This is a genomic window from Methylobacterium sp. GC_Met_3, from assembly GCF_026540775.1.
GTDB lineage: Bacteria > Pseudomonadota > Alphaproteobacteria > Rhizobiales > Beijerinckiaceae > Methylobacterium.
The window spans coordinates 406,141-420,093 of sequence record NZ_JALNUL010000002.1 but is presented as its reverse complement, the minus strand read 5'-3'; the positions used below and the strand labels follow the sequence as shown (position 1 = coordinate 420,093).

General features: G+C 68.5%; 12 protein-coding genes. 5 read left to right on the top strand and 7 right to left on the bottom strand.

What is annotated here, in order from left to right; genetic code table 11:
* Positions 1 to 133 precede the first annotated feature (133 nt).
* The gene (gene fabB, locus OXS27_RS05330) at positions 134 to 1,360 is read right to left on the bottom strand and encodes a beta-ketoacyl-ACP synthase I (RefSeq protein ID WP_267354757.1); all 1,227 of its coding nucleotides are present in this window, start codon (positions 1,358 to 1,360) and stop codon (positions 134 to 136) included.
* Between the two features lie 140 nt (positions 1,361 to 1,500).
* Entirely contained in the window at positions 1,501 to 2,037 is a 537-nt protein-coding gene (fabA, locus tag OXS27_RS05325) for a bifunctional 3-hydroxydecanoyl-ACP dehydratase/trans-2-decenoyl-ACP isomerase (protein WP_243920924.1), read from the bottom strand.
* 222 nt (positions 2,038 to 2,259) lie between these two features.
* On the opposite strand from fabA, the gene irr reads away from it, so the two are divergent.
* Positions 2,260 to 2,775, top strand: a complete 516-nt coding sequence (irr, locus tag OXS27_RS05320; protein ID WP_276592384.1) for a Fur family transcriptional regulator Irr — start codon at positions 2,260 to 2,262, stop codon at positions 2,773 to 2,775.
* Between the two features lie 71 nt (positions 2,776 to 2,846).
* Here irr and OXS27_RS05315 read toward each other — a convergent pair whose 3' ends face one another.
* The gene (locus OXS27_RS05315; RefSeq protein WP_243920926.1) at positions 2,847 to 3,410 is read right to left on the bottom strand and encodes an SH3 domain-containing protein; all 564 of its coding nucleotides are present in this window, start codon (positions 3,408 to 3,410) and stop codon (positions 2,847 to 2,849) included.
* A 257-nt stretch (positions 3,411 to 3,667) separates the two neighbouring features.
* Here OXS27_RS05315 and OXS27_RS05310 point away from each other — a divergent pair, with 257 nt between their 5' ends.
* A complete protein-coding gene (locus OXS27_RS05310; RefSeq protein WP_243920928.1) occupies positions 3,668 to 4,666 on the top strand; it encodes a D-glycerate dehydrogenase in 999 nt (332 codons plus the stop codon).
* An 18-nt stretch (positions 4,667 to 4,684) separates the two neighbouring features.
* On the opposite strand, the gene OXS27_RS05305 is transcribed toward OXS27_RS05310, so the two are convergent.
* Complete coding sequence (locus OXS27_RS05305) at positions 4,685 to 5,308, bottom strand: cyclic nucleotide-binding domain-containing protein (RefSeq protein WP_267354753.1); 624 nt, start codon at positions 5,306 to 5,308, stop codon at positions 4,685 to 4,687.
* An 84-nt stretch (positions 5,309 to 5,392) separates the two neighbouring features.
* Complete coding sequence (locus OXS27_RS05300) at positions 5,393 to 6,679, bottom strand: NAD(P)/FAD-dependent oxidoreductase (RefSeq protein WP_243920932.1); 1,287 nt, start codon at positions 6,677 to 6,679, stop codon at positions 5,393 to 5,395.
* 177 nt (positions 6,680 to 6,856) lie between these two features.
* Between OXS27_RS05300 and OXS27_RS05295 the strand changes: the two genes are divergently transcribed.
* Both OXS27_RS05295 and OXS27_RS05290 read left to right on the top strand, forming a co-directional pair.
* Entirely contained in the window at positions 6,857 to 7,579 is a 723-nt protein-coding gene (locus OXS27_RS05295) for a sulfate transporter family protein (protein ID WP_243920934.1), read from the top strand.
* A gap of 74 nt (positions 7,580 to 7,653) precedes the next feature.
* Positions 7,654 to 8,928 carry an efflux RND transporter periplasmic adaptor subunit gene (locus tag OXS27_RS05290; protein ID WP_267354750.1) on the top strand — a complete coding sequence of 425 codons (1,275 nt, stop codon included), beginning with the start codon at positions 7,654 to 7,656 and terminating at the stop codon, positions 8,926 to 8,928.
* Between the two features lie 15 nt (positions 8,929 to 8,943).
* On the opposite strand, the gene OXS27_RS05285 is transcribed toward OXS27_RS05290, so the two are convergent.
* Positions 8,944 to 9,321, bottom strand: coding sequence for a plastocyanin (locus OXS27_RS05285; RefSeq protein ID WP_243920938.1), 378 nt, complete (start codon positions 9,319 to 9,321; stop codon positions 8,944 to 8,946).
* Between the two features lie 213 nt (positions 9,322 to 9,534).
* Here OXS27_RS05285 and OXS27_RS05280 point away from each other — a divergent pair, with 213 nt between their 5' ends.
* On the top strand, positions 9,535 to 12,417 hold the full coding sequence (locus tag OXS27_RS05280; RefSeq protein WP_267354747.1) for an EAL domain-containing protein: 2,883 nt from the start codon (positions 9,535 to 9,537) through the stop codon (positions 12,415 to 12,417).
* A gap of 126 nt (positions 12,418 to 12,543) precedes the next feature.
* Here OXS27_RS05280 and OXS27_RS05275 read toward each other — a convergent pair whose 3' ends face one another.
* Positions 12,544 to 13,926: a 3-deoxy-7-phosphoheptulonate synthase class II gene (locus OXS27_RS05275; RefSeq protein WP_243920941.1), complete on the bottom strand. Its 1,383-nt coding sequence runs from the start codon at positions 13,924 to 13,926 to the stop codon at positions 12,544 to 12,546.
* Between the last annotated feature and the right edge of the window lie 27 nt (positions 13,927 to 13,953).

The window sequence follows — 13,953 nt, the reverse complement described above, 5'->3', positions numbered from 1 at the left end:
TTCGCGTAGATCGCCGCATATCCGGCAATCATCAATCCGCTCAGCGCTCCGAGGATGAACGTCCCCATGGCCACCACCAATCCTTGACGCGTGGTAAACGGCGTCGAGGCGTGGGAGGTTCCGGCCGGCGCGGTCAGGCGTCGACGTGCTTCAGCACCAAAGTCGCGTTCGTCCCACCGAACCCGAAGGAGTTCGTCAGGACGTGGCCGAGCTTGGCGTTGTCCCGGCGCGCCCGCAGGATCGGCATGTCGGCGAAGGCGGGGTCGAGCTCATCGATATGCGCGCTTTCGCAGATGAAGCCGTTGTTCATCATCAGCAGGCTGTAGATCGCCTCCTGCACGCCGGTGGCCCCCAGCGAGTGACCGGTCAGGGACTTGGTGGCGGCGATCGGCGGACAGGAATCGCCGCGCCCGAACACCTGGCGGACCGCCTCGATCTCCTTGTCGTCGCCCACCGGCGTCGAGGTGGCGTGGGGATTGATGTAATCGATCCGCGCGCCCTTGAGCCCCTCGATCGCCTGCCGCATGCAACGCATCGCGCCCTCGCCGGAGGGCGCCACCATGTCGTGCCCGTCCGAGGTCGCACCGTAGCCGGCAATCTCACCGTAGATGTGTGCGCCGCGCGCCTTGGCGTGCTCCAGCTCTTCGAGCACGACGACGCCAGCGCCTCCGGCGATGACGAAGCCGTCGCGATTGGCGTCATAGGCGCGGGAGGCCCGGGACGGGGTCTCGTTGAACTTCGACGACATGGCGCCCATCGCGTCGAACAGCACGGAGAGCGTCCAGTCGAGATCCTCGCAGCCGCCCGCGAAGATGATGTCCTGCCGCCCGCCCTGGATGATCTCGGCGGCGTTTCCGATGCAATGGTTCGACGTCGCGCAGGCCGAGGAGATCGAGTAGTTCACGCCGCGGATCTTGAACCACGTGGCGAGCGTCGCCGACGCGGTCGATGACATCGCCTTCGGCACCGCGAACGGGCCGATCCGCTTCGGTCCCTTTTCGCGGGCGATGGCGGCGGCCTCGACGATCACCCGGGTCGACGGACCGCCCGAGCCCATGATGATGCCGGTGCGCTCGTTCGAGATATCGCCCGATTCCAGCCCTGCATCGGCGATCGCCTGATCCATCGCGACGTGGTTCCAGGCGGTGCCGCCGCCATGGAAGCGCATGGCGCGCCGGTCCACCACACCCTCTGGATCGAGGGTCGGTGCGCCGGAGACCTGGCTGCGGAAGCCGTGCTCGGCGTAGCTGGCATCGCGCGCGATGCCAGAGCGGGCTTCGCGCAGGGAGGCCAGCACCTCCTGCGTGTTGTTGCCGATGGACGAGACGATGCCCATCCCGGTGATGACGACGCGGCGCATGATGGTGACGATACCTCCGTCGCGGCGTCGCTCGCGCGCGCCACGTCCCGGTCAGCTAAGATGACGCGGCGACAATCTCAACTGCTGAAGCCGCCGGACGTTGCGGCCGAGCTGCAAACGGCGCCGCCGACGTGGATTATTCAGCTCTGGAACAGGCCGACGCGCATGTCCTGGACTTGGTAGACCCGCTCGCCGTCCGCCTCAAGCCAGCCATCGCCGATCCCGAGCACGAGCTTGCCCTGCCGGACGCGCTTGACGTCAACGTTGTAGACGACCCGCTTCATCGACGGCAGCACCTGACCCGCGAGCTTCACCTCGCCCACGCCCAGCGCCCGGCCGCGGCCCGGCGAACCCAGCCAGCCGAGATGGAAACCCAGCATCTGCCACAGCGCGTCGAGCCCCAGGCAGCCCGGCATCACGGGGTCGCCCTGGAAGTGGCAGGGGAAGAACCAGAGGTCCGGACGGATGTCGAGTTCCGCAGTCACATGGCCCTTGCCGTGGGCGCCCCCGTCGGTGCCGATCGACGTGATCCTGTCGAACATCAGCATCGGAGGCAGGGGCAGCTGCGCGTTCCCGGACCCGAAGAGCTCGCCCCGCCCGCAGGCCAGAAGGTCCTCGTAGGAGTAGTGCGACCGGCGGCTCGCGTTCGGCCCGGAGGTGTCGGCGTCTGGCGGCATTGCGTTGGCTATGTCCTCGGATTCCGGAAGCGGCGTGCTTGCGCGTGGAGGTGGCCGCCCCTCATATGGCGCGCGGGGTAGCACGGGGCGGTGCACCTTCAAAGCCGCTGGCCGGCGAGCCGCGTCGGTGCGGTGCGGCAACGCTCGGGTTGCGACCACATGACCAGTTCCATATAATGAGTGGAATCTTCCGAGGCCCCACGTCGAGCGTTCAGTCCAGCAATGTCCGAACCGGTGCCCTTCCAGGCCGTCTTCAACGGGCGTGTCCCCCTCCCCCAGCTGGAGGCCAACGGCATGCCGCGCCGCGGTTGCCCGCTCTCCGATCTGCGCGATCGTCTGCGCCGGGCGGGTCTGCGGCCCACGCGGCAGCGCCTCTCGCTGGGCTGGCTGCTGTTCGGCCGTGGCGATCGTCACCTGACGGCGGAGATGCTGTACGACGAAGCCATGCGCGCCAAGGTGCCGGTCTCGCTGGCGACGGTCTACAACACCCTGCACCAGTTCACTGAAGCTGGGCTCCTGCGCCAGCTCGCGCTCGACGGGTCGAAGGCCTATTTCGACACCAATCCGAGCGAGCACCACCATTTCTACCTGGAGAATGAGAGCCAGGTGATCGACATGCCCGATTGCGGGATCACGGTAGATTCGCTGCCCGAGGCTCCCGAGGGCATGGAGATCGCCGGCGTCGAGGTGATCGTGCGTCTGCGCCGCGCCCGGCCGAACGGACGCCGCCAGAGCTGAATTGGCGGACTAACAATCAGGATCTTCGAAGGGGCCCGGCATCGTCCGGGCCTTTTTTGTTGGTCCGCCGGCTAGTCCACGACTTCGTTCGGATAGACGCCCCACAGGCGATTCTGGCGAATATAGCCGTCCACGTCCCGCTTGTTGGGGAGCGCCACGATCAGGCGGCACCACGAGCCGGTGCAGCTCTTCACGCTGCCGATCACACCCGTCTGGAGCTTGGCCTCGTCGTCGGCACCGTCATCGGCCTTGGCGCGCAGCGACACGGCGGCCTTCTCGACGCCCTTGTCGGGACCGGCATTGACGATGGCGGTACGCCGTCCGGACAGCAGCGAGTGCAGGACCCAACCCTCGGTCCCCTCCGAATCGCGGATCCGGCGCCAGGTCTCGAACTCGCCGACGATCTCGACGGGGAGCCCGGCCCGCTGGAACACCCACAGCGTCCGGTGATCCTTCGAGGGTCCTTCACGCAGGTTGACGCGGTCGGTCTTGAGGCTGGCGTAGCGCGGCAGCGGCAGCTTGGTCACAGGACCGATCCCGGTCTCGATCGGTGCCGCGGGCGCCGCCGCCGCTTCGATCGCGGGGCCGCCCGCCAACAGCGCCGCGACGGCGAGGCTGAGGCGTAACACGCGCATGGTCGTCTCCCTGTCCGGATAGGCCGATGGTGGTGAATGGGCCTGTCGAAAGCGTGGCTCTTTCGGCGTGCGGACCGTGCCCGCATCCGATTGTGTTCCGGCCCACCTCTGGTAGAGAGTCCCATGGGCCGGGACAGGCTCCGGAACCGGCGCCGCGCGACCGATCCTGTCTGGCCGAATTCGGTTAACGGACGCTTGCGCGGGGCGGTCCCGCCGGGCGCCGCGACCGCGGCCGAAGAGCTGACGGGGAGAGAGACGTGTCGAAGCGCAAGCCGCTGGTGGTCGTGACGCGGCGGCTGCCGGATGCCGTCGAGACGCGGATGCGCGAGCTGTTCGACGTCCGCCTCAGTTCCGACGATGCGCCGATGGCGGCCGACACGATGGCGGCCGCCCTGCGTGAGGCCGATGTCCTCGTCCCCACCGTCACCGACGAGATCGACGCCGGGCTGATCGCCCAGGCTGGCCCGAACCTGCGGCTCATCGCCAATTTCGGCAACGGCGTCGATCACATCGACGTCGCGGCGGCGCTGGAGCGCGGCATCACGGTTACCAACACGCCCGGCGTGCTGACCGAGGACACTGCCGACATGACGATGGCGCTGATCCTCGCCGTGTCCCGCCGGGTCGCCGAGGGCGCGCGGATCATCCCGGACGACGAGTGGACCACCGGCTGGTCGCCCACCTGGATGCTCGGACGGCGCATCACCGGCAAGCGGCTCGGGATCGTCGGCATGGGCCGCATCGGGCAGGCGCTCGCCAAGCGCGCCCGGGCGTTCGGCCTGCAGGTCCACTACCACAATCGCCGCCGGGTGCCGGCCGCCATCGAGAGCGCACTCGACGCGACCTACTGGGAATCCCTCGACCAGATGCTGGCGCGGGTCGACATCGTGTCGGTCAACTGCCCGCACACGCCGGCCACCTACCATCTGCTCTCGGCGCGGCGGCTCAAGCTGCTCAAGCCCGAGGCCGTCGTGGTCAACACCGCCCGCGGCGAGGTGATCGACGAAAACGCGTTGGCGCGGCTGATCGAGGGCGGCGAGATCTCGGCCGCCGGCCTCGACGTGTTCGAGCAGGAGCCGGCCGTGAGCCCGCGGCTCGTGAAGCTCGCCCGCCAGGGCAAGGTCGTCCTGCTGCCCCATATGGGCTCGGCGACCTACGAGAGCCGAATCGACATGGGCGAGAAGGTCATTATCAACATCAAGACCTTCATGGACGGCCACCGGCCGCCGGACCGGATCCTGCCCAGCATGCTCTGACGAAGCCCCGGTCGACCGTCACAGGACGTCGCCGGTCACCGCCGGACGCTGCATCCCCTGGACGCCTTGGAACAGGCGTTCACTGGTGAGCTTCAGGAAGTAGAAGCCGAATTCCGGGTTCTGGTAGTAGAGCTGCTTCACGTCCGAGTAGGTTACACACAGCGCGTGTCCGGCCTCGATGCAGACCAGCGAGGCCGTGCGGGCATTGCCCGGCGACAGGAGGCCGAGCTCGCCGACGATTCCGCCGGCGCGGACCTCGATGTCGACCTCCGGGATCCGAAAGACGCCGCTCTCGACGTAGTACATCTCGTCGGCGGAATCGCCCTTGCGGAAGACCACCTCGCCGATGCCGAACGGGCGCCGTGAGCCGAACGGACGCAGCCATTCGAGCGAGAGGTCGCCGCCGACCGCCGTCTCGACATCGCGGACGAGCCGCAGCATCTGCCAGAGCCGGTAGGCGTTGAACGGCATCTGGATCAGCTCGGTCAACACCACTGGCATGCTGCCGATCATGCTGCCGTAGGTGATCACCACGCAGCTCGCGCAGAGCGAGATGATCCGCAGGGGGATCATCGTGCTCATGGCGGTCGCCGAGATCGTCAATACCGTGCCGAGGTAGCCGATCGCCTCGATCCAATCCATGGTCGTCCCCCTGATCACAAGAGGGGGATGCCCATCCCGCTTGGCCTCGGCAAGCGGCTCGGACGGCTGCCCGGTCTGCGCGGCTCAGGCTGTGCCCGAGCGGATACGCGTCGCGACGGCCTCGGCGGCGCGCGCGCCCTCGGCGAAGGCGCCCCCCACCGTGCCCCATTGCTCCCGGGACAGCGCCTCGCCGGCAAACCACACCGTGCCGCCGACAGGCTCGTGCAGACGCTGACGGGCCGGCGCATGGCCCGGCGGGACGACGGCCCAGGAGCCCCGCGACCACGGATCGTGGCGCCACGTGCTCACCGCCGGGATACTCAGATCGCGCACGCGGTGATGACCGAACAGGTCGGCCAGCACCGCCCGGACATGCCGGCGCACGCCGTCCACCCCCGATCCTGCCGCATCGAGCACCGCGGCCTCGCGCAGGTCGAGCTCGTAATAGTGGAACGGCGTGCCGTCGATGCGCGTCAGCAGGCCCGGCGGCGTGCGGCGCCGACCATGGATCGCGGCCAGACGGTCGCGACCGCGAAACGGGCTCGACGGCCAGTGCAGCACCGCGTGCTCGTAGATGCCGGTGGTGAAACCGTCGATCGCGGCGCGGACCGCGTTGGGCAGGGGCGGCGTGAAGGCCGGCCCGTCGCGCAGCACCATCATCGGGATGGTCACGATCAGCGCCCGCGCCCCATAGGCGACACCGTCCGCGGTCTCGACCCTGACCCGACCGCCCGACCAATCGATCCGCGTCACGGCCTGCGCCAGCGCCACCGGCAGCCCGTCTGCAAGGCGGGCCAGATAGTTGCCGTAGCCGTCGGCCAGGAAGAAGTTGTCGCTGTACTCCATGCTGGGAAAGTCGTTGAGCGAGACCTGCTCGAGCGGCCGGCCGGAGACGAGGCCGTGAACCTGCGCCACCCGGGAGCCCCAGGGTCCGAGACCCGGCGGGAGGGCGCGTGCGGCGGGCCGGTCGTCCCCGGGCTGCGCGGCGCCCCCGGTCATGGCCCGGTCGGCCCGCGCGAAAGCCCGGGCGTTGGCCCGGACCTCATCGGCCCGCCCGGGCCGGCGTCCGACCCAGACATGGCTCTCCTGCGGTGCCCGGCGCAGCCGCTCGCCCCGCGCCCGGCCCAGGGCCACCAAGGGATTGATCGGTCCGGCATGGAGCCAGTGAGCGCCGAGATCGAGGGCATGGCCGCGCAGGGCTACCGTCAGGGCCCGGCCACCGACCCGGTCGCGGGCTTCGAGCACGGCCACGGATACGCCCCGGGCCTGCAGCGTCCGGGCCGCACCGATGCCCGCTGCGCCCGCGCCGATGATCAGCACTTCCGGCGCCTCCGGCAGCGGCGCGAGCCTGGGCCGGTAGGCGGGCCGCATCGGCGGATCGACACCGCGGGGGCCGGCTGATCGCGGAACCGGGGTCTCTCGTGTTGCGTCCTGCACGCGCACTCCTCGTTCCCTCGCCGACCCTGCGGCACGGGCAGCCTTGCGCCGCCGACCGCGCCGCTTCACAACGCGCCGGCGCCGCGACCGGCGGCGACCGGAACACACCCGATGCTCGTCGAGTCCGCCGCGGCGGCCCTGCGCCAGACCTTCTCGCCTCCCCTGCGGGCGATTCTCTGGAAATCCCTCGGCCTGACGCTGGGACTCCTGGTCCTGGTCTGGTTCGGCCTGACCCGGTTGGTTCAGGCGTTTCAGGCCAGCCATCACATCTCGTCCCAGTACCCGATCCTCGACACCCTCGCCTACTACTTCGCGGGCTTCGGCCTGTTCGTCGCACTGGCCTACCTGATGCCGGCGATCTCGATCCTGGTGGCGGGCTTCTTCCTCGACGACGCGGCCGAGATCGTCGAGCGAACGGATTTTCCGGGGGACCCGCCGGGGCGCGCCATGCCGCTCGGAACCGCGATGCTGTACGCCGTCCGCTTCGCCGGGGTGACGCTGCTGGTCAATCTCGCGGCGCTCGTGATCTTCTTCGTCCCGGTGATCGGGATCGTGGCCTTCTTTGCCGCCAACGCCTATCTGCTGGCCCGGGAATATTTCGAGATGGCAGCGGCTCGGTTTCGGCCGTTGCCGGAGGCTGCCGCCATGCGCCGCGCCTTCTCGGTGCGGACGCTCGGCGCCGGCTGTCTGCTGTCGGCGATGATGGTCGTGCCGATCGTCAACCTGCTGACACCGCTGTTCGGCATCGCCCTGATGGTCCACCTGCACAAGCGTCTCAGCCGTAATTTGCGCCTCGCTGCGCCGGGCACACCAGAGCGGGTGATGCGGCCATAGCCCGCTCTGGCCGCGACGGGGTTTGCCCGCTACCTTCGCCGGAGCCGGGCGGGGCCGGGGCGGAGAGCCGATCGATGAAGGCGCACGACGCGGCGCAGGACGTTCCCCCGCCCCCCGGCTTCGTGCCGTTCCTCCTCGTCGGCCTCGTGGCGATCGGGTTGGTGGGCTGGGGTGCCTATGGCCACTGGCAGCGGGACGCCGAGGCGAGCGCGACGCTGGAGCAGATCAAGACCCTCGTGCCGCAGGTGCGCCTCGTGGCAGTGGAGCGTGCCGAGGGACCGCTCGATCTCGTGCTCCCGGGCGAGATGCAGGCTTTCACCACAGCGGCGATCGCAGCCCGGGCCACCGGCTACATCGCGGAGCGCCGCGTCGACATCGGCTCGCGTGTGAAGGCCGGCGACCTGTTGCTGCGGATCGCGGCGCCGGATCTCGATCAGCAACGCGCCCAGGCCGAGGCGCAGGTCGGTCAGCTCAGAGCGCAGCTTCTTCAGGCACAGGCGCAGGTCGAGCAGGCCCGCGCCAACGTGAATCTCGCCAACCTCACCAACAACCGGACCACGACGCTCGCCGTGCAGGGCTGGGCGTCCCGTCAGAACGCCGACACCTCGCAGGCCGGCGTCCTGTCGCAGGCCGCGACCCTCGCGGCCGCGGAGGCCGGCGTGAAGGTCGCGACCGCCAACATCAAGTCGCAGGAGGCCGTGGTCGACCGGCTGAAAGCACTGACGGCATTCGAAAACGTCGTGGCGCCCTTCGACGGGGTCGTCACGATCCGCAACGTCGATGTCGGTGACCTCGTCCGCGCCGATAACGGTGGCACATCGCTGCTGAGCATCGATCAGGACAGCACCCTGCGCATCTCCGTCAACGTGCCCCAGAACGACGCCGTCGGCGTCAAGCCCGGGGTCGCGGCGGTGATCACGGTGCCGCAGCTTCCCGGCAGGACCTTCGACGGCTTCGTGGAGCGCAGTTCGGTCGCCCTGAACGCCGCCTCGCGGACGTTGACCACGCAGGTCGATGTGCCCAATACCGACCGGCAGCTGCGGGCCGGCTTCTACGCCCACGTGACCCTGAAGATCCCGCGCTCCGAGCCAGCGGTCTCGGTGCCCGCGGAGGCGACGGTGTTCAACGCCAACGGTCTCCAGGTCGCGCAGGTCGGCGATGATGACCGGGTGACGTGGCGGACGGTCAAGATCCGGCGGGATCTCGGGCGCACCCTCGAGCTCGAATCGGGTCTGACGGCCGACAGCCGCATCATCTTCAGCCCGCCGCCGGAGCTTCGCGATGGTCAGGCGATCGAGCGTCTGACGACACCGCCGGAGCCGACGCCGATGCGGTCGGCTCAGCGCTGATCGGTTCGCCCGGTCTCAGTTCACCCGGACGACGAGCTTCATCTTCGGGTGGATGCCGCACAGAACCTGGAACGTGCCGTGTTCGGTGAAGGTGATCGGCACACGGCTGCCCGGTTCCTGATCGCCGGAATCGAAGCTGAACGTCTCCGATTCGACGAAGACGTGGTGCAGCAGGTCGCTATCGTCGTTGACGAAGGTCACCACTTCGCCCCGGGCAACCGCGAGATTGTCGGGATGGAACATCCGGCCTTTCTGCGAGACCAGGATGCCCGATGCCTGGAGCTGCTCCGTGACGAGCAATCCGCAGGCTGCACCGAGGACCAGGGCCAGCACCACGGAGACCGAAATCGGGCGCCGGAGGCTTAGTGCGATCCGTACGACGGAAGCGGACATGTGATCCCTCGGCTTTCGAGGAACAGCTTCGCACGGACTTCCTTGAAAATTCATTCCCCGATACCCGCATTCAGCGCGCTTCGTGCGCTTCGTTCAGGGAATGACCTTATTTTCGCGCCAGGGTTTAAATCGAATTGGCGGGAGTGCGAGCTAAGCGCCTCTTAATATGTCGCAACTACAGATAGTCGGACGTGTGGGGCGACGGCCGGTGCGATGCAAGATCCCGAGGCGGCAACGGAGACCAGGAGCCCGGCGAAGCCGTCGGCCACGGCGCGTGGCCTCTCGGGTTTCTTCACCACGGTCCGCGGCCGGATCTTCGTCGCGTTCCTGAGCATGAGCCTGCTCTCGGGGGCGCTTGGGCTCTACGCGGTGGTCGCGATCTCGCACATCGGCACTCTGGTCAATCGGACCTACGACGAGTCGCTGATGTCCATCAATTACGCCCGGGCGACAGCGGCCGACTTCGCCAAGATGCGCACGGCTTTCGCCCGGCGGATGCACCTGCGCAACGAGGCCGAGACAGCCAAGCTGAATGCCGAAATCGCGGATCTGTCGACGACGCTGGCCGAGGATCTGACGATCGCGGTCGAGCGCTCGCAGTCCGACCGGGCGGTGCGGACCGCCGGAGCGGTTCAGGCTGCGGTCAGCGCGTGGGAGGAGATGCGGCGCACGCTCGATCCGTCGACGGCCCGCCCGGAGCGCTGGGACGCCCTGGATCAGAAGGCCAACGCGGTCGACAATCAGATCGACCTGCTCGTGAACTACACGGCGGGCGACGGCTTCACGTTCCGGCAGGCGGCTCGCTTCCTCGTGGCGCGGGAAATGCGCGTCAACGCCATTGCGGCGGTGTTGGCGATCGTCGCCTGCGGGCTCGTCGCGTGGCTGCTCAACAGGCGCATCACCGGGCCCCTCGCGGCGGCCTCCGCGGCCGCGGAGCGGATCGCTAGCGGCAGGCTTGAGGACCGCATTCCGTCCGGCGGCCGGGACGAGCTCGGCAGTCTGCTCCGCTCCATGGCGGTGATGCGCGACAACATCCAGGCCATGATGGCCCGGGAGGTCAGTCAGCGCCGCCGCGCCGAGGCGCTCGTCACGGACGCACTCCAGACCTCGCGCGAGGGCGTCGTGGTGGTCGATGCGGCGGGACGGATCGCGCTCGCCAATGCCCAGGCCCAGAAATTCTTCGCGGGGCTGGGCGAGGCGATCGAGGCCGGAGTCTCCCTCTGGGGGAACCCGGAAACCACCGAATCCGCGCGCCCGAAGCCCCACGGCGATTGCTTCCTGGCGCTCGCCCGCGACGGCGATATCCGGCTGGCGGACGGGCGTTGGCTCCGGGTTAGCCGCAGCGCCACCCAGCAGGGCGGCTTCATCGCGGTCTGCAGCGACATCAGCCTGCTCAAGGAGCAGGAGGATCGCCTGACTGCCACCAACCTCCGCCTCGACGCCGCCCTCGACAACATGTCTCAGGGCCTGTGCCTGTACGATGCGCAGGACCGCCTGATGGTGGTCAACCGCCGGTACAGCGAGATCTACGGCCTGTCCCCCGGTGCGGTCGAGCCCGGCATGACTGCCGTGGAGGTGATGAATGTCAGCCTCCAAGCCGGCAACCATCCGGGCTGCGATATCGAGTCGTTGCTCCGTGCGCAGCGTGAGGCGTTCTACGGCGGGGTCTGGCACACGCATTTCCAGGAATTGTGCAACGGGCGCATCGTGGCGATCGAACGCCGCAAGACGGCCGATAACGGGTTCGTCGCCACCTACGAAGATGTGACCGAGCGGCGGCAGGCCGAGGCGCGCATCGCGTTCCTGGCGCATCACGACATGCTCACCGGTCTGCCGAACCGCATCGCCCTCGGCCAGCAGATCGAGGTGGCGATGGCGCAGGCGGGCCGCGATTACGGCTTCGCGGTCTTCGCCGTCGACCTCGACGATTTTCGGCCGGTGAATGAGACGCTGGGGCACGGCGTCGGCGACGAGTTGCTCACCGCAGTGGCGAACCGGCTGACCGCCTGCGTGCGCGAGATCGACTGCGTCGCCCGCCTCGGCGCCGACGAGTTCATCGTGATCCAGCGCGGCATCGATCGGCCCGAGGACGCGGCGGTCCTTGCCCGGCGGATCATCGAGGTGGTGAGTGCGCCCTACAGCCTGAGCAGCCACGAGATCAGCGTCGGCCTGACCATCGGCATCACCCTCGCGCCGAGCGATGGGACGAGCTGCGAGAAGCTCCTGAAGAACGTCGAGGTCGCCCTCGACCGCGGCAAGTCCGAGGCACGCGGCTCGTTCCGATTCTTCGAGCCCGAGATGGATGCCCGCCTGCAGGCCCGCCGGGTGCTGGAGCGGGACCTGCGCGAGGCTTTGGCCCGCGAGTCGTTCGAGGTCTACTACCAGCCGATCTACAGCCTCGATGCCGACCTGATCTGCGGATTCGAAGCTCTCCTGCGCTGGGATCACCCCGTTCGGGGCTTCATCTCCCCGGCCGAGTTCATCCCGATCGCGGAGGAACTGGGTCTGATCGTTCCGCTCGGCGAGTGGGTGTTGCGCCGGGCCTGCGAGGAGGCGGCGCGCTGGCCGGATGGGCTCAAGGTCGCGGTCAACGTGTCGGCGGTGCAGTTCACCTCGGCGAGCCTCGTCAACGTCGTGCGCGAAGCCCTGCGCCGGACCGGCCTGCCCGGCCGTCGGCTCGAACTGGAGATCACCGAATCGGTGCTGGTGGCCAATCCCGGCGCCACGACTGCAATCCTCCACAGCCTCAAGGCGCTCGGTGTCCGCGTCGCCATGGACGATTTCGGCACGGGCTACTCATCGCTGAGCTACCTGCGCAGCTTCCCATTCGACAAGATCAAGATCGACCAGTCCTTCGTGCGCGATCTGTGCATCAAGGATGGAACGGACTTCATCGTGCGAGCGGTGATCGGGCTCGGCGCCAGCCTGGGCATGACCACCACGGCCGAGGGTGTCGAGACCGAGGCGCAGCTCGCCGTGCTGCGCGCCGAGGGCTGCGACGAGGTCCAGGGCTACCTGTTCAGCCGGCCCGTGCCCGTCTCGGAAGTCAACGCGGTGATCCTCCGCTGGAATGGGGCCAGCCGCGCGATCGCGTGAGTGACGCGGGCTTTATGAGCGGAATCGCCCCTGCGGCCGCGGCATCTCCAAATGGGTTGGCACCCAATCATCCCCACGTTCCCTCCCCCCTTTGCGGGGGAGGGAGGAGAAGCGGTGCCCCCCGCCCTACTCCGCCGCGTCGAGGCGCGGGCGCTCCACGTGGCTGCGCTCGGCCTTCACCAACTCGGCCGTACGGAACGCCACCTCCAACGCCTGCTCCGCGTTGAGGCGCGGGTCGCAGTAGGTATGGTAGCGATCCTGCAGATCGTCGGCCGTCAGCGCCCGGGCACCGCCGGTGCATTCGGTGACGTCCTTGCCGGTCATCTCCAGGTGGATGCCGCCCGCGAAGGTGCCCTCGGCGCGGTGGACGCCGAAGAAGCCCTCGATCTCCTGCATTACCCGCTCGAACGGCCGGGTCTTGTAGCGGCCGGCCGGGATCGTGTTGCCGTGCATCGGATCACAGATCCACACGACCTTTCGCCCTTCCCGCTCGACCGCGCGGATCAGCGCCGGCAGGTGATCGCCGACCTTGTCGGCTCCGAACCGGCAGATCAGGCTGAGCCGCCCCGGCTCGTTCTCCGGGTTGATCAGGTCGATCAGCCGGATCAGCCCCTCGGCCTTCATCGACGGGCCGCACTTGAGGCCGATCGGGTTCTTGATGCCGCGGGCATATTCCACGTGGGCGTGGTCCGGCTGCCGGGTCCGGTCGCCGATCCACAGCATATGGCCGGAGGTCGCGTACCAGTCGCCCGTGGTCGAATCGACCCGGGTCAGCGCCTCCTCGTAGCCGAGCAGCAGCGCTTCGTGGCTGGTGTAGAAATCGGTGGTCCGCACCTCCGGATGGGTCTCCGGATTGATGCCGATCGCCCGCATGAAGTCGAGCGCATCGGTCATGCGGCCCGCCACATCCTGGTAGCGCGAGGATTGCGGCGAATCCTTCACGAAGCCCAGCATCCACCGATGCGCGTTCTCGAGGTTCGCGTAACCGCCGGTGGCGAAGGCGCGTAGCAGGTTCAGCGTCGCGGCCGACTGCCGATAGGCTTCGAGCTGACGGCGCGGATCCGGGATCCGCGCCTCCTCCGAGAAGCCGATGCCGTTGACGATGTCGCCCCGGTAGCTCGGCAGGCTCACGCCCTCCAGCGTCTCGGTGGGCGAGGAGCGCGGCTTGGCGAACTGCCCGGCAATGCGCCCGACCTTCACGACCGGCGAGCCACCCGCGAAGGTCAGCACCATCGCCATTTGCAGGAACACCCGGAAGAAATCACGGATGTTGTCGGCCGAATGCTCGTCGAAACTCTCGGCGCAGTCGCCGCCCTGCAGGAGGAACGCTTCGCCCGCGCCGACGCGCGCGAGCGCCGCCTTCAGCTTGCGAGCCTCACCGGCAAAAACCAGCGGCGGAAAGCTCGCGATCTGCGACTCGACGGCACCCAGGGCGGCCATGTCCGGATAGGTGGGGACCTGCTCGATCGGCAGGTTTCTCCAGCTCTTCGGTGTCCAACGCTCGCCCATAGCCTCTCTCCGCGCACCCTAGAGCCG